This is a genomic window from Microvirga puerhi (assembly GCF_020089865.1).
Lineage (GTDB): Bacteria > Pseudomonadota > Alphaproteobacteria > Rhizobiales > Beijerinckiaceae > Microvirga > Microvirga puerhi.
This window is the reverse complement of the sequence record NZ_JAIRBM010000009.1, coordinates 22,729-38,460: the sequence shown is the minus strand read 5'-3', so window position 1 is coordinate 38,460 and position 15,732 is coordinate 22,729. Positions and strand designations below refer to the sequence as shown.

Here is a 15,732-nt window from a genome sequence, read left to right as displayed (position 1 = left end):
CCTCCGCTTCCGACAGTTCACCCGGCACCCTTGGCCGAGACGCTTCGGGATGCGTTGTCGGCATCCGTGATGGCGTCACCCTCATGGAGATTCTTAATGCATAAGGTCCTGATCTTGGCAGCCGGTTTGGCTCTACTCGGCACATCCGCGATGGCCCAGTCCATTTCGCGAGACCGCGACGACGATTATTCCCGCGGGCGCTGGAACGACAATCACGACCGGTGGGACAGGAGCCGGGACGACATGCGCGGATGGAGCATGCGCGACGATGACGAACGCGATCGTGCAGGCGGAAATGCTCGTTTCTTCGTACGCAGTGGCGACGCGCAGCTTCGCATCATCTGCGGTGACCGGGAATCGACGCAGGCTTGTGTCGATTCTGCATTGCGCCTCTTTGAACGCGTGCAATCGCAGTCGCGCAGTACGACAGGATCGTCGGCATCGCCTGCACCCTCTCCAGCGCCATCGAATCAGTAACCGGCGGAACGATACCGACCAGCGGTCATTTCGCCGGTCTCATATGAGAAAGCGGGCTTTCGCCCGCTTTCTTCCATTCTGGTTCTCGTTGCGTGCGACGGAGGAGATCGGATGGCTACCTTTGGTCGCCGGCTCCCGAATTCGTCGATGCGGCCTGCTGTGAACCGCCGGCGCTCTGCTGCTCGAGGGCATGTTCGCACCGTTCGATATGATGTTGGGCGCGCTGCCGCATGTCGTGAATATTGTGGCAGGGGTTTCTGACGTCCTGCTGACAAAAAGCGCAGATCATGAACGTGTCCTCCATCCTGATGTGACCCAGAGGCCAACGTAGCTGGAGAGGCAGGGTTCCGCGTCGCAACGTCCGCTCAATCCGCGGACTTCCGCGACGCGCAGATCAAACAGCACGCCGAAGGGGGGCGTCGCGAAATAGGAAGCTTGGCTGCGGCGCCTCAGGCCTCTATGGGCGGTGCGAGGCCGAGTTCGTTGAGCTTCGTGAGCACATCGGCGGGAGAGCGCTTAAGCTTGAGGCTGATGACCGAGACCGGCATGCCTTCCTTGGCAAGAGACACGAGAGCGTGGGTGTCTTCGAGAGTCCAGTCGCGTCCGTGAGCGTTCATCTCGTTTCCTCCGGTCTGGTGGAACGGAGAAGGTTGGGCGTAACTGTGGCGAGAGCATGAACGAACCCGGAGGCTCGCGGCCAGGGTCAGACCTGCGCCAGTGCCTGAGTCAGATCCACCAGGAGATCGTCCCGATGCTCAAGCCCCACCGACAGGCGTACCAGTCCATCCGTAATGCCCATCTCGGCGCGTAGCTCCGGCGTGAATCGCCCATGCGTGGTGGTGGCCGGATGAGTGACCAGACTCTTCGCATCGCCGAGGTTGTTGGAAATGCGGATCAGTCGAAGCGCATTCATAAACCGGAAGGCCCCTTCCTTGCCGCCTTTCACGTCGAGAGCGATCATCGTCGAGCCGCCGCTCATCTGGCGTTTGATCAACTCCGCCTGGGGATGGTCCGGACGGCCGGGATAGGTCAGGCGCCGAACCTTGTCGTGGCCGTGCAGCTCATCGGCGAGAAAGCCTGCGGTGTCCGTCTGGCGCTCGACGCGCAAGGGCAGGGTTTCGAGACCCTTGAGAAGAACCCAGGCATTGAACGGCGAGATCGAAGGCCCCGTCATGCGCAGAAATTGCTGCACTTTCGTCTCGATGAATTCCTGCGAAGCCAGGATGACGCCGCCGAGACATCGGCCCTGCCCATCGATGTGCTTGGTTGCCGAGTAGACGACACAGTCGGCACCGAGGGCGAGCGGCTTCTGGAACAGGGGTGTCGCGAAGACATTGTCGACCGTCAGCGTCGCTCCGGCCTCATGCGCGATGGCAGCGACCCCTGCGATGTCGATGATCTCGAGGCTCGGATTAGAAGGCGTTTCGAGGAGGAAGGCCTTGGTCTCGGGCCGGACCGCTCGGCGCCAAGCATCGAGATCGGGACCGTCGACGAGGGTGCAGCCGACGCCAAAGCGCGGAAAGAGATCTTCCACGATCCATCGGCACGAGCCGAACAGGGCCCGCGCAGCCACGACATGATCTCCGGCCTGGACTTGGCCCATCATCGCGGCCGTCACCGCCGCCATGCCGGTGGCCGTCGCCTGGGCCATCTCCGCGCCTTCGAGACCGGCAATCCGCTCCTCGAACATGGTGATCGTCGGATTGGAGTAGCGGGTATAGCTGTAGCCCTGTTCCTCATTGAGGAAGCGGCGCTCGGCCGTCTCGGCGGTCTCATAGATGAAGCCCTGCGTCAGGAAGAGGGCCTCGGAGGTCTCGCCATAGGGCGTCCGGGTCTGGCCTTCATGAACGAGGCGGGTTTCGAGATGATAGGTGTGGTTTGGGTCGGTCATCGGTTTAGGGCATGTTTGTTCTGTAAAAAGAACAATCGTCCCTTTGGAAGAATTTGTCCAGCGGTCATGTGGACCGGAGAACAAATTGCTCCTCGATCGGCCCTTAAAGAGCAAATTTCAGGCCGAAAGCCCCAGGCGCTCGCCACGATAAACCCCTGACCGCACCCGCTCCCACCATTCCTGGTTGGCCAGATACCATTCCACGGTCTTGCGCAGGCCGCTTTCGAAGGTCTCGACCGGGCGCCAGCCCAGCTCGCGCTCGATCCTCGCGGCATCGATGGCGTAGCGCAGGTCGTGGCCCGGCCGGTCACTCACGAACGTGATCAGATTCTGACGTGATCCGATGGAGAGGCGGGGCGCAAGTTCGTCCAAAATCGCGCAGATTCCCTGCACAACGTCGATATTGCGGCGCTCGTTATGGCCGCCGATGGCATAGGTCGCGCCGGGAATGGCCCTTTCTGCGGCCAGGATCAGCGCCCGGGCGTGGTCGTCCACGAAAAGCCAATCGCGGATATTCTCGCCCTTGCCGTAGACGGGCAGGGGTTTGCCCTCCAGGGCATTGAGGATCGTGAGCGGGATCAGCTTCTCGGGGAAGTGGTATGGGCCGTAATTGTTGGAGCAGTTCGTCACGAGGGTCGGCAGACCGTAGGTGTGGTGCCAAGCTCGGACCAGATGGTCGGACGCGGCCTTGGAGGCCGAGTACGGAGAGGTCGGTTGATAGGGATAGTCCTCGTGGAAGAGGCCGTCCTCGCCGAGGGATCCGAAGACCTCGTCGGTCGAGATGTGATGGAAGCGGAAATCCTTCTGCTTCTCCGGCGCAAGCTGGCGCCAGTAGCCGAGGGCGGCCTGCAGCAGGGCATAGGTTCCGATGATGTTGGTCTGAATGAATTCCCCCGGACCGTCGATGGACCGGTCCACATGGCTTTCGGCGGCCAGATGCATCACGACGTCAGGCCGGAAGGCCTCGACGATGCCGCGCATGGCCTCGGCATCCGCGATATCGGCCTGTTCGAACTGGTAGCGCGGGTTGTTGGCCACCGGCTTCAAGGAATCGAGATTGCCTGCATAGGTCAGCTTGTCGACCACGAGCACCGTATGGGGCGTCTCGCGCACGAGCATGCGAACGACCGCAGAGCCGATGAAACCTGCTCCGCCGGTGACTAGAAAACGCTTCATGAGGCCCCTTGAAGACTATCCATGGTTCGAAATCGAAGCATTCCTCGGCCTCGCGGGCGAGGAATGCAAGCTATGATGCCGTTCAGTTGTTGCCGATGGCAACGCCCTCGCGCCGACTATCGGCGCCACCGACGAAGCCCACAGGGGTTACGACGATGGCATGAATGCCGGAATTTTGATCGATCAGCTTGACCTCATGGCCTTTCGCTTCGAGCCCGGCCTTCCAGCCTTCAGCCTCCGTCCCAGCCTCCAGCTCGGTAGGTCCGTTGCGGCTGCCGACATTCGGCAGGTCGGCGGCAACCTGGGGGTCGAGCCTCCAGTCGAGGATACCGACCAGAGCTTTGGCCACATAGTTGATGATCAGGCTGCCGCCGGGCGATCCTACGACGGCGTAGAGCTTGTCGTCCTTGTCGAGCACGATCGTCGGCGCCATGGAGCTCCGGGGCCGCTTGCCGGCCTCGACCCGGTTCGCCACGGGCTTGCCATCTTCGACGGTGGCAAAGGAGAAGTCGGTCAGCTCATTATTGAGAAGGAAACCGCTCTTCGTCATCTGCCGCGAGCCGAAACCATCCTCGATCGTCGTCGTCATGGAGACGGCCTGGCCGTTCCGATCCACGATCGACATATGGCTTGTGCCGAACTCGATGCCCTCCGAGGGGCCCCAGAGAAAGGTCTTCTGGAAGGGCGGCTCGCCGGGCTTCGCTTTGCCCATGGACTTGTTCTCGTCGATGAGGGCCGCGCGGCTCCTGAGGTAGCCCGGGTCGATCAGTCCCTTCACCGGGACGGTCACGAAGGCCGGATCCGCCACATAGAGCCCGCGGTCCGCGAAAGCGAGGCGCCCGGCTTCGGCGATCCAGTGCGCCGCCTCGGGACCGGGCTTCATCGCCGCCATATCCTTGGTCTCGAGAATACCGAGGATCTGCTGGACGGCGATCCCGCCGGAGCTTGGAGGAGCCATGCCGCAGACCTTGTAGGTGCGATAGGTGCCGCAGATCGGCTCCCGCTCAACGACCTTGTAGGCCTTGAGATCGTCGAGGGTCATGTCGCCCGGATTGGTCGGATGGCTGGTCACGGTTGCGACGATGTCCTCGGCGATCTCGCCGGTATAGAAGGCATCGGCGCCCTTGTCGGCAATCGTTCTCAGGGTCTTGGCGAGAGCCGGATTCTTGAGAATCGTCCCGACCGCTTTCGGCTTGCCGTCGGCCTCATAGAAATAGGCCCGGGCGACGGCGTTGTTTTGAAGGTAGGTCTCCTGTGACAGGAGCCCGTTGAGGCGCGGGGAAATGGCAAAGCCGTCCTCGGCCAAGCGGATAGCCGGTTCCATCACCTGCTTCCAGGGGAGCTTGCCCCAGCGGGTGTGAGCGGTTTCCAGGAGGCGCACGGTTCCAGGAACCCCCACGGACCGCCCGCCGACCACGGCGTCGTAGAACTTCATGGGCTTGCCGTCGGGTCCAAGGAATCGCTCGGGCTTGGCCGCTGCCGGCGCTGTCTCCCGGCCGTCCAGGGTCGTCACCGACTTTCCGTCCCAGAACACCATGAACGCGCCCCCGCCGATGCCGGAGCTCTGCGGTTCGACGAGGTTGAGGACGAGTTGCACGGCGATGGCCGCATCGACCGCGCTGCCGCCAGCGGCGAGAATTTCACGCCCCGCTTGCGCCGCGAGCGGATTGGCCGCCGCTACCATATCCTTCGTTGTCGTTTCGATGGATTTTGCGGTCCGACCGGTGGGAGCTTCGGGCGAGGGCGCAACGGGCTGCGCCAGAGCGGGCGAAGTCATTGGCGCTGTGGCTAGGAGGCCGAGGCCGACCAGAATCCGCCAGTTCAAGTCTCTTGCCGTCATGTCGCTACTCCCTTTGGCTGCTTTCTAATTCCGCCGAGGTCAGGCTAGACTGTAAGCCTAACACAAAGAAAAACCGCTGCTGCCGCCCTTCCGATTCATCCCTTCCGCCCATGTCCGGGCGTAACAAGAACACATTCCCGCCTAGGTGTGTCAGCACAGTGCTGACCCCGTAAGTGTTGCGATTCGCGTCGAAAATCGATCGAGGAGGATCAGCATGTCTGCTTACAACCTGTTCCGAAACACAGGACCTGACGGCCTGTCATGTGCCGTGCCGGAGGAGCGCTCCGTGCCGCGGTTCGTGAGTGCGCCGGATTGGGAATTCGCCGGAAAGGTTGACAACCTTCGCAAACCTCCCCTCGGCTTCGACGACAAGGCCGCAGTGGCCGGCGTGCGCTTCAATGGCTTCTATCTTTTCGCGAGCTTCCAGAAGGGTGTCCGCGACACCTGCAAGGCATGCTGATCGCATTCCTGCCGGTCGATCGACGCGGCCGACAGGATTCTCAAAAACATCCGCCGTATGCGATAACGACTCTTGATCTCTCTGGGAGGCTGGAGTCTCTTAGCGGACGACCCGCGCGCATGCGCCTTTAATCGCCGCTGCTTTCCATTGTGAACTCGCCCCTCTCCCTCATCTGGACCATCACGGCTGCGACCACGTTGCTGCAGATCGGCAACGGACTGCTCCAGGCCCTGATGCCGCTTCGGATGCAGGCATCGGGCCTGTCGATTTCCTCCATCGGCATCGTCGCAGCCGCCTATGGTTTGGGTTTCTCGTCCGGATGCTTTCTGGCACCGGCTTTCATCCGCCATGTCGGCTATATTCGCGCCTTCGCGAGCCTTGCGGCGATTGCGGCTGTGGTCATCCTGACGATGGCATCAGCTGAAAGCACTCTCACATGGGCTCTGCTGCGCGGTCTGAGCGGCGTCACCTTCGCCTGCGTCTTTACGGCGACGGACGGCTGGATCAGTGCCCGTGCGACCTCGAGCCATCGCGGCCGGATCCTGTCGGTCTACATGATCTGTACGAAGATTGCCCTGATGCTCTCTCCCCTGGGCATCGCTCTGGGCGACATCCGTTCCGACGGTCTCTTCATGGCGGCGAGCGCCTTGATGTCGCTGTCGCTGCTGCCGATCGCCGCGACGACGACGCAGGAGCCGCCTGCGCCGCGCAGCGTCCGGATCCGCGTGAAAAGTCTGTTTCTCGCCGCTCCCTCCGCTGTCGTCGGCTCCTTCATCGTCGGGCTGGTCAACGGACCTGTCGTCGCCATCACGCCGGTTTTCGGCATCAGCATCGGTCTCAATCAAGGAGAGGCGGCGGCTCTCCTGTTCGCGTTGCAGGCCGGAAGCCTCCTTCTGCAATGGCCTCTCGGATGGCTGTCGGACCATTGGGACCGCCGCTATGTGATCGCAGGCCTGGCTGCTGGCACGAGCGTCGTGTCGGTTGTCATCTTGTTCGCCAGCATGAGCGGGGCAGGGGCTCTGATCATCTGGGCTTTCGCAGCGTGGGGCGGCTTTGCGCTGTGCATCTATTCCGTCTGCGTCGCCCATGCCTGCGACATCATCGAGCCTGAGCACATCATCTCGACCATTGGAACGCTGCTGTTCTCCTGGGCGGTCGGAGTGACCATCGGACCCCTTTTCGGCGCCATGGCCATGTCTACTCTCGGACCCGGGGGGCTGTTCATCTATTCGGCAGTCGTCTGCCTGCTCCTCGCCGTGTTCGTCATCGTGCGTATTCGTCAGCAGAAGCGGGAGCCCGCGAAGGGCGGCTTCGTCGATGTGACGCCGACGAGCTCTCCGACGGCAGTCATGGCGCCGCGAGGCGATGTGGCCGAGGCTAGCGAGCGGACGATGGCCGAAGAGACGACCGATGCGAAATAGCGTCGCCGACGATTAAAGATTGGCGTCCGAGACGGCGACCGTCGAGACGTCTTCGTAGCGGCTGAGCCGCTTGTCGATCATGCCGTCGATCTTGCCGTAAACTTCCGCGACCGAAAGCTGCCTGGTCTTGCGCCCAGCCTTGGCGAAGAAGAGGGTCCGGTTGGCCTTGGCTGCAGCGGGGAAGACGCGGGATGCGCTCTGCTTGGGCTTGTTGTCGAGCAGCGCGATGAACTTGCCGGCGCTATCGACCCCGAAGAAATGCGCCAGATAGAATTCGGACCGGGTGATGGTGCGCCCGAGTCGGGCTTCGATCTTGGTACGGTCACGCTTTAGCATTTCGGCAGCCATCAGAGCCGATACGAAAGGATTGCGGCGAAGGCCGAGAATGTGCTCGCGCATGGGGCCTTCGGCAACGCTCAGCTGCCCGTCCACGGACTGGATCGCTTCCGCTTCCGCCCGGAAGCCGTATTTGGCGCCGAAGGAACGAACGACTTCGAGCCAGGTGCTGGTCACGAACTGGAACAGTCCTTCCGCGGAGGATGTCGACGCGCGGTTCTCGGGCAGAAAGCTCGATTCCTTGTCGGCCAGGGCCATCATGTAGACCGGATCGACGCCCGTCGCCTCGGAGGCCCGGAGGATCGTGTCCACAATCCAGCGCGGCACACGCATGGTGTCGAAGGTCATATGCTCGTTGGCCTTTGCCAGGACCTGTGACCCTTCGTCCCGTACCGATTCGGGGGCGGGAGTCAGGGGCAGTGAGGTGATGATTCGCGCCCGGACGTTGTCCGTATCGGCCGGCTCGACAGGAACGATCGCTTCCAGGGGATCGGCCATGGCTGAAAGGGCGGCAGGTGCCGGATCGAGTGAGGCCACGCGAATGGTCCCGGTGACAGGGGCATCCGAGAGGTCGATCTGGGCAGCGGGCTGGGGCTCCAGCTGGGGCTCGGGCAGCGATAAGGCATCTTGGCCGGCCGCCGCTGCCGGCGCGATGGCGGCTGAGGCGGTGGCGACCGTCAGGCAGGCGCTAAGGCCGAGGCTCGACGTGAAGCGCAGCAGAGAGCGCAACAGGGGCGACCGGTCGCCTTTCTGAGCTACGCCCCGCGGGGTAAGCCAATGAATCGGTTCGTTGGAATCGCAAAGGCTGAGTGGCTGGCGAGCGTCAGAAGACGCTGTCAGGTCGACAGTCATGCAGGGAGCCCCCGAAGAAATACCGCGCTGCCGCGAAGCGTGCGTGCGGTCCTTTATGGTTAGAACCCGCTCTTGTTGACCTCCTGATATGTCAAGAATAGGTCAGCTTGGCCTTATGGGTTCCAAGTATATTTTCGGGTGCGACCGGAAGTCGCCATTCGAATAGAGGGGGATTCCGTAATGCTTTAGTCGGAAATTGCTTTTTCTAAGCGATTCCACTCTTCTTCTTTAGGTATACCAAAGCGAAGCAGTGCCGGATCGAACGCGAAGGATCGAACCCAGATCCCGCAGCCTGCGAGACGTTCGAAATACTGCGCGGCCACTTCGTGGCGCGCAAGTCGGAACAAGCAGGTTCCACCGATCAGTTCAAAGCCCGCCCGGTGCAGAAGTGCATCGAGACGATGGGAGGCTCGGCTCAGCCGGGACCTTTCCGCGGACAGCCATGCTTGGTCTGCAAGGGCTTGAGATCCCAGGGCGAGCGCCGGCCCCGAAACGGCCCAGGGGCCGAGATTGTCCCGGATCGCCTGTGCCTGCGCTGGCCATGCCACGGCAAACCCAAGACGCAGGCCGGCCAGACCATAAGCCTTGCCGACGGACCGGAGCACGATGGTGTTGGCGAGCGAACCGCCTGCGACGGAATGACCGGGCTCCAGATCGGCGAAGGCTTCGTCGATCACCAGCCAACCGCCTCGTGTCGCGAGGAGCTGCGCAGCGTCCGCCAATCGTTGTGATGGAATGACGCGCCCATCCGGATTGTTGGGATTCACCACAACGATGACGTCCGCTTGTGCCGCAAGCGCAGCGTCGAGATCGGCCATCGACAGGACCCGATGGCCATGTCGCGACCAGCTCAGTTCGTGCTCGCTATAGGTTGGACCGATGATGGCGACACGGCCTGGAGGTCGCAGGCGCGGCAGGAGGCCGATCAGAGCCTGTGATCCGGCTGCCGCTACAAGACATTCGGGATCGCCGACCCCATAGGCCTGGGCGGCGATGCGCTCGCACGCGCGGACCTGTTGGGGCGAGGGCAGGCGGTGAAAGATCTCGGGATCGAGAGGCGGCACGGGATAAGCGCGGGGATTGATGCCTGTCGACAGATCGATCCAGGGCTCCGGCGCTTTCGGGAAGCGCGCTTTTGCGTCATGAAGATTGCCGCCGTGTTCCATCGTGTCCGCCCTGAGTTCGATGCATTTCCTATTCACTGGACTTCCCGTTGCCCTGTCTGCGCTGATTGTCGAGGCCGGTATCGGCTACCCATCGCGGCTCTTTGATCGCATCGGGCATCCGGTGACATGGATCGGAGCCGCGATCGCTGCGCTTGAAAAGCGTCTGAACGATCCTGCCTGCGCCCCTCGGATTCGTCGATGGCGCGGCGTCCTCGCCCTGCTCATGCTGGTTGCTGTCGTCGCCGGATTCGCCTTGGCGCTTGACCTGTTGTCGCGCTGGGCATTCGGCGTTTGGGCTGTTCTGCCCCTCGGCGTCCTGGCGAGCAGTCTCGTCGCGCAGCGCAGTCTCAGTGAGCATGTTGCCCGCGTCGCCGAGGGGCTCGATATTGGTATCGACGAGGCGCGTCGCGCGGTCTCTCACATCGTCGGCCGTGACCCACGCTCTCTTGACGAGGCCGCCGTTGTACGGGCGGCGATCGAAAGTCTGGCCGAGAATTTTTCCGACGGCATTGTTGCTCCCGCGTTCTATACGGCTCTCGGTGGAATTGCAGGAGGTGCCGTCTACAAGGCCGTCAATACGGCCGACAGCATGATAGGCCACCGCTCCTTGCGCTACGAAGCCTATGGTTGGTCTGCTGCCCGGCTCGACGACTGGATGAATCTGCCGGCGTCGCGCCTTTCCGCCTGCCTGCTCGTTCTGGCTGCGGCCTTGGTTCCGGGATGCAGCGCATTGGCTGCGTTGGAAGCCGTTGTCCGCGATGCGCGTCGTCATCGCTCGCCCAACGCGGGTTGGCCGGAAGCGGCGATGGCTGGTGCTTTGTCGCTTCGCCTTGCCGGTCCTCGCACTTACGACGGTCTGGTGATCGAGGATCATTGGATGGGTGAGGGCACGTCTGACGCAACGCAGAAGGACATTCGCCGCGCCCTTACCATTTACAAGATCGCTTGCGTGCTGCAGGGGAGCCTTCTGGCTCTCCTGCTGCTGATCGTCATCGTCTGACGCATGCACTACCAGGTTGCGCGCAGGCCCGCATAGAACGAGCGCCCGGCCGTCCCATAGTTGTAGACGTCCTGATAGCGAGCGTTGGTCAAATTTTCGGCACGCGCATACATGCTGAACGTGTCGTTGATCTTGTAGTCCGCATAGAGATCGAAGCGCGCGTAGGGCGCCAGTTCGTTCTGCTCGTTCGTTGAGGAGAAGCGCGTGCCGACGAAGACGACCGACGGCTCGATGGAGAGACCCGCGACGGGCGTGATGATCAGCCCGAGCCGTCCCTCATCCTGGGGACGGCGCGCAAGGCGTAAGTGAGTCTCGAGATCGAATGCGTCGGTGTGGGTGTAGACCGCCTTCACGCGCAGGATCGACGGAATAACGTCCACGTCGGCCGACAATTCGACGCCCGATGTGCGCGCCCGCGCCACGTTCAGATAGCAGCCGAAGGGATTGCTCGGCGGGCACGCTCCCGGATCGAAGCTGAAGTCGATAAGGTCGCGGAAGCGGTTGGCGAAGAACGTTGCCGACAAGGTCAGGCGGTCGTCGAGCAGGCGCTGATCGATGCCGATATCGGCACCGATCGAATGCTCGGGGCTCAGAGTGGGAGTTCCGTAGGTCGGATCGTAAAGCTGGAAGAGGCTCGGCGCCTTGGCACCGGTTCCGATGCTCCCACGCAGAGTTGTGCCGTGGGTCGGGAATTCATATGCGGCCGTCGCCCGCCATGTTCCGAACTGGTCACCGTTCTCGATCGCGTCCAGGCGGCCACCGAAGGATAGGTGCAGGTTTTCAAAGAGACTGATCTGATGCAGCGCATAGATCGAGCGCGTATCCCGTGAAGCGTCGTTGGTCTCGTGGGGCAGGGTCGCGAACGGCAGCACATCCCGCGCCTTCGACACGAAGCGTTCCCGTTCCAGCTTCGCGCCGAAAGTCAGCAAGCCGAAAGTCCCAAGTTTCAAATCGCCCTGGTATTCGGCCGATACGCGGTCTCCCGCGTAGCCGGTATTCGACCAGCTTGTGATCAGCGGCGAGCCGAAATAGCTCACGTCCCGATAATGTCGGTTGGTGCGGCTTCCTGAAACCAGGAAGGTGTTGCGAAGAATGCCGTCGAAGGTGTTGAGGGTCAGCTTCGTGTGACCTTCGAATAGGCGCTGTTGGGATTGAGACGGCGAGTCCGGTGCCGCTCCGAAGCCGGCGTCATATTGCGCGCCATTATAGGAAGTGTAGCCACCGAACTCGAGTTCGGCATCGGGCGACAGGGCTATTCCGACGCGACCCGTAGCACCGAGCCGCAGTGCGGAATCCGCTTCCAGAGGCCAGGCTTGCAGGCGCTCGATCCGTCCGATCCGATAGCCGTAGCGTGAGAAGCCGGCGGTGTCGAAGCCGATCGCCGAGAAGGCATAGTTCACGGGTCCGGAGGAGCCCGAGACGGCAGCGCGGCCGGCTTTCGTTCCATAGGAGCCACCCTCGGCGCTGATCGTCGCGCGGGGCACCTTGCCCTTGCGGGTGATGATATTGATCACACCACCCATGGCGTCCGAGCCATAGAGCGCCGATTGCGGACCGCGCAGAACTTCGATGCGCTCGATGTCGACCGATTCCAGATTGGCGAAGTCGAACTCGCCCGCACCCGATGACGGATCGTTGACGCGCACGCCATCGATCAGGACAAGCGTCTGGCGTGCTTCCGCCCCGCGGATGCGGACGACCGTGGTACCGCCGGGCCCTCCGGTCTCGGTGAGCGACAGGCCCGGGACACGACGCAGGACATTCGCGACGTTCTTCGGGGATTCCTTGGCGATTTCCTCAGCTGTGATCACCGAGATGGCGCTGCCGGCGCGGCTGATCGCCTGGGGCGTGCGCGTTGCCGTAATGACGATATCGGGGACGAGGGTCGGTTCGGTGATGGATTGTGCTTGGGCTGCGCCGGAGACGAGAGCGCAAAGTGAAACAGACGCTGCCAGAAGGCCGCGCGAAGACGTCAGCATGGAGACCTCCTGCTCGCCCCACCGGCGAGCAACTGGGTTGACACTCAGACGCAGGCCGGTCTCCTGGCTTGCGGGTCGTCGCGAGCGGTTCGCCTTCCCAAATCATCTCGAGCTTGTCGGGCCCGCAGATTCAGTGGCATGTAGAACCGCCGCTCGCCGCTTACAGTTGCGGGGGCAGCCACGGCATAGGAAATTCCGCACCGTGTTCCCGTTTCACCTCGATGGCTCGAGGACCAACGTCTTAACCTCTCATAGTCGGTCGTCACGCATGCTGCAACTCTGCCTCAGGCGGATTCTCCCGTGTATTTTGCCGGTAGCGCTCGCGTTGACCTTAGGGGAAACGAAAGTCGCTGCAGCGGCACCGACGCGCGTGATCTCCCTGAACCTGTGCGCCGATCAGCTTCTGTTGGCGCTCGCCGACAGAAGCCAGATCGCCTTGTTGAGCCCTCTGGCGCACGATCCGGTGATCGCCTTCCTGCTCAAGGAGGCGGAAGGGCTGCCGATCAACGACGGCAAGGGCGAGTCGATCCTGTTCAGCGGCGCCGATCTGGTCCTCGCCGGGTCTTTCGGACAGCAGGGTCGTACCGCTCTCCTGCGCGACCAGGGCCTCGATGTGCTGACCTTGGCGCCATGGCGCGATCTTGCGGACGGGAAGGACCAGATCAGAACGGTTGCCGGCCGCCTCGGCCACCCGGAGCGTGGGGAGGCTTTGATCGCATCCATCGATGCGGCGCTCGCCCGGAACGAGGGCATCGTGCCGGAGAAGCGCAGCATCCTGACCTATTACCGCCGGGGATGGGTTCCGGCCTCCGATTCGCTCATCAGCGAGCTTCTCAGGCATATGGGTTTTTCCCTACAGCAGGAGGCCTTGGGCCTTCGCTGGGGTGGCGTCGCAAGGCTTGAAAGCATTGTCGAAACGCCCCCCGACTACCTGCTGATGGACGATGACGCAGGCAAGACGGTCGACAACGGCTCGGCGCTGCTCAGCCATCCCGCCCTCGCGATGGCCGTGCCGGCGACAAGACGCCTCATGGTGCCCGGTAAGCTGACGATCTGCGGCGGCCCGTCGACGCCTGCCCTCATCGATGCCCTGGGCAGTGAGGTGCGGGCAAAGGTCCGATGATCAAACGCGTTCCCGCGCGATCGCCAGAATGCCGTCGATATCGAGATACTCTTCGAGATGATGGCCCAGCGCATTCAGAATGCGCTCGACCTCTGTCTCGTAGTGCAGACCGCCGGCGGCGGCCGGGTGAAGTTCCTTCAGGAACGCGCTTCGGAACGCATCCGTGGAGAAAAGGCCGTGAAGATAGGTCCCGAGAACGAGGCCGTCCCGCGAGACAGCGCCATCGAATGAGCCCTCCACGGAGAACGGTGCGCGCGCCGTGTCGGGTCCGGTCGTGCGACCGAGATGGATTTCATAAGCCGCGAGATCGAGGCCGGTGGGTGCGTGGCGCGCCGTCACGGGCCTGACCGTTTTGTTGGATGTCAGGACTGTTTCGACATCGAGGAGACCAAGGCCTTCCGCGGTGGCCGATGTTCCCTCGATACCGTCCGGATCGGCGATGCTGCGACCCAGCATCTGATACCCGCCGCACAGGCCGAGGACCTTGCGGCCTCGTCTTAGGTGGCCCTTCAGATCGATATCCCACCCCTGAGCGCGGAAAAATGCGAGATCGGCAATCGTCGCCTTGGATCCCGGAATGACGACGAGGTCCGCATTCGCCGGCAGGGGCTTGCCGGGAGGCACCATCGTCAGGGAGACGGTGGGTTCGAGCTTGAGGGGATCCAGGTCGTCGAAATTGGCGATCCGCGGCAGGATGGGGACCGCGATCCTCAAGACCGCGTCGTCCGCGCCGCTGGAGACGATGTCGAGCGCATCCTCTGCCGGCAATTTGTGGGCATCCGCGAACCAGGGGACGATGCCCAAGGATGGCCAGCCGGTCATCGATGCGACGGTGGCTAAACCATCCTCGAAGAGGCGAGGGTCGCCGCGGAATTTATTGACGAGGAAACCACGCACGAGACGACGGTCGTCCGGCTCCAGAACCGCATGGGTGCCCACGAGGCTTGCGATGACGCCGCCCCGGTCGATATCGCCTGCGAGAAGAACGGGCACGCGCGCTGCCGAGGCAAAGCCCATATTTGCGATGTCACCCTTGCGAAGATTGGTTTCCGCCGGGCTTCCCGCTCCTTCGACGACGATCAGGTCGGCATCGCGGCTCAGAATTTCGAAGCTGTCGAGGACGGCGGGCAGGAGAGTGTACCGATTGCGAAAGGAGAAGGCTTCGAGCTGTCCGAAACGTTGCCCTTGGACGATGATCTGCGAACGCCGATCGGTTTCTGGCTTCAGGAGCACGGGATTTATGTGAACGCTGGGCGCAATCCCCGCCGCGCGGGCCTGAAGGGCCTGCGCGCGCCCGATCTCTCCGCCGTCGACCGCTGCGGCATTGTTAGACATGTTCTGCGGCTTGAATGGTTTCACGCGAAGGCCGCGCTGCGTGAAGAGCCGGCAGAGGCCGGCGACGAGCAGGGATTTTCCGACATTGGAGCCAGTGCCCTGAATCATGACGGCGGGCGGGGAGATTCTCATGCGAGAGTCAGGTCGAGAGGCGGAGCGGGTTTCAGGAGGATCGGACAGCCGGCTGCCACGAAGATTACCGCATCGCAGATTTCCGCCATCTGCTGGTTGAGCCTTCCCTGGGCATCGCGAAATGTGCGACCCAACCGCGTTGTCGGTACAATTCCCTGGCCAACCTCGTTCGACACCAGAACGATCGGGCCCTGCGCGGCCTTCAAGGCCGTAATCAGGCGGTCTGTCTCCTGATCCGGATCCTGGTCTGCAAGACAGATGTTCGACAGCCACAGAGTCAGACAGTCGACCAGGAGGACCCGATCGGGTCCGGCCGCGGCGGCCACGACATCGGCAAGCTCCAGGGGCGCTTCCAGGGTGTGCCAATGGCCCTCCCGTTCTGCCTGATGCCGACGAATGCGGTCGCGCATTTCCTCGTCGAACCCTTGCGCGGTCGCAATGAAAAAGCATGCCTGCGAGGCTTTCTCGGCCAGCGCCTGCGCTGTGCGGCTCTTGCCCGAGCGAGCTCCGCCCAGGACGAGAACACGTCGGTGAACTGTCATGG

At 62.7% G+C, this 15,732-nt stretch carries 14 protein-coding genes and 1 riboswitch; of the genes, 5 read left to right on the top strand and 9 right to left on the bottom strand.

The annotated features are described in order from the left end of the window. The first annotated feature begins 96 nt into the window (after nt 1-96). Nucleotides 97-477 (top strand): hypothetical protein, encoded by a 381-nt coding sequence (locus tag K9B37_RS13370; RefSeq protein WP_224313593.1) that lies wholly within the window; start codon nt 97-99, stop codon nt 475-477. A 449-nt stretch (nt 478-926) separates the two neighbouring features. On the opposite strand, the gene K9B37_RS13365 is transcribed toward K9B37_RS13370, so the two are convergent. From K9B37_RS13365 to ggt, 4 genes are all read right to left on the bottom strand, one after another. Beyond that, nucleotides 927-1,094 (bottom strand): hypothetical protein, encoded by a 168-nt coding sequence (locus tag K9B37_RS13365; protein WP_224313592.1) that lies wholly within the window; start codon nt 1,092-1,094, stop codon nt 927-929. Nucleotides 1,095-1,180: 86 nt separating this feature from the next. Further along, the gene (locus K9B37_RS13360) at nt 1,181-2,368 is read right to left on the bottom strand and encodes an O-succinylhomoserine sulfhydrylase (RefSeq protein ID WP_224313591.1); all 1,188 of its coding nucleotides are present in this window, start codon (nt 2,366-2,368) and stop codon (nt 1,181-1,183) included. A gap of 117 nt (nt 2,369-2,485) precedes the next feature. Then, nucleotides 2,486-3,544: a dTDP-glucose 4,6-dehydratase gene (gene rfbB, locus K9B37_RS13355; RefSeq protein ID WP_224313590.1), complete on the bottom strand. Its 1,059-nt coding sequence runs from the start codon at nt 3,542-3,544 to the stop codon at nt 2,486-2,488. Between the two features lie 82 nt (nt 3,545-3,626). Beyond that, entirely contained in the window at nt 3,627-5,384 is a 1,758-nt protein-coding gene (gene ggt, locus K9B37_RS13350; protein WP_224313589.1) for a gamma-glutamyltransferase, read from the bottom strand. 214 nt (nt 5,385-5,598) lie between these two features. Here ggt and K9B37_RS13345 point away from each other — a divergent pair, with 214 nt between their 5' ends. Next, entirely contained in the window at nt 5,599-5,844 is a 246-nt protein-coding gene (locus tag K9B37_RS13345; RefSeq protein ID WP_224313588.1) for a hypothetical protein, read from the top strand. Between the two features lie 149 nt (nt 5,845-5,993). Further along, a complete protein-coding gene (locus K9B37_RS13340) occupies nt 5,994-7,265 on the top strand; it encodes an MFS transporter (RefSeq protein ID WP_224313587.1) in 1,272 nt (423 codons plus the stop codon). A 12-nt stretch (nt 7,266-7,277) separates the two neighbouring features. On the opposite strand, the gene K9B37_RS13335 is transcribed toward K9B37_RS13340, so the two are convergent. Both K9B37_RS13335 and cobD read right to left on the bottom strand, forming a co-directional pair. Continuing rightward, complete coding sequence (locus K9B37_RS13335) at nt 7,278-8,453, bottom strand: transglycosylase SLT domain-containing protein (RefSeq protein ID WP_224313586.1); 1,176 nt, start codon at nt 8,451-8,453, stop codon at nt 7,278-7,280. Nucleotides 8,454-8,638: 185 nt separating this feature from the next. Then, nucleotides 8,639-9,655 (bottom strand): threonine-phosphate decarboxylase CobD, encoded by a 1,017-nt coding sequence (cobD, locus tag K9B37_RS13330; RefSeq protein WP_224313585.1) that lies wholly within the window; start codon nt 9,653-9,655, stop codon nt 8,639-8,641. On the opposite strand from cobD, the gene cbiB reads away from it, so the two are divergent. Continuing rightward, nucleotides 9,639-10,619, top strand: a complete 981-nt coding sequence (cbiB, locus tag K9B37_RS13325; RefSeq protein WP_224313584.1) for an adenosylcobinamide-phosphate synthase CbiB — start codon at nt 9,639-9,641, stop codon at nt 10,617-10,619. The genes cobD and cbiB overlap by 17 nt on opposite strands. 8 nt (nt 10,620-10,627) lie before the next feature. On the opposite strand, the gene K9B37_RS13320 is transcribed toward cbiB, so the two are convergent. Next, nucleotides 10,628-12,598: a TonB-dependent receptor plug domain-containing protein gene (locus K9B37_RS13320; RefSeq protein WP_224313583.1), complete on the bottom strand. Its 1,971-nt coding sequence runs from the start codon at nt 12,596-12,598 to the stop codon at nt 10,628-10,630. 36 nt (nt 12,599-12,634) lie between these two features. After that, a riboswitch (cobalamin riboswitch) is annotated at nt 12,635-12,851 on the bottom strand. Between the two features lie 54 nt (nt 12,852-12,905). Here K9B37_RS13320 and K9B37_RS13315 point away from each other — a divergent pair. After that, nucleotides 12,906-13,721: an ABC transporter substrate-binding protein gene (locus K9B37_RS13315; RefSeq protein ID WP_224313582.1), complete on the top strand. Its 816-nt coding sequence runs from the start codon at nt 12,906-12,908 to the stop codon at nt 13,719-13,721. Here the strand turns inward: K9B37_RS13315 and K9B37_RS13310 are convergent, their stop codons facing one another. Together K9B37_RS13310 and cobU are read right to left on the bottom strand one after the other, a co-directional pair. Next, entirely contained in the window at nt 13,722-15,188 is a 1,467-nt protein-coding gene (locus K9B37_RS13310) for a cobyric acid synthase (RefSeq protein WP_224313581.1), read from the bottom strand. Next, complete coding sequence (gene cobU / locus K9B37_RS13305) at nt 15,185-15,730, bottom strand: bifunctional adenosylcobinamide kinase/adenosylcobinamide-phosphate guanylyltransferase (RefSeq protein WP_224313580.1); 546 nt, start codon at nt 15,728-15,730, stop codon at nt 15,185-15,187. The genes K9B37_RS13310 and cobU overlap by 4 nt, the downstream gene beginning before the upstream one ends. Nucleotides 15,731-15,732: the final 2 nt, after the last annotated feature.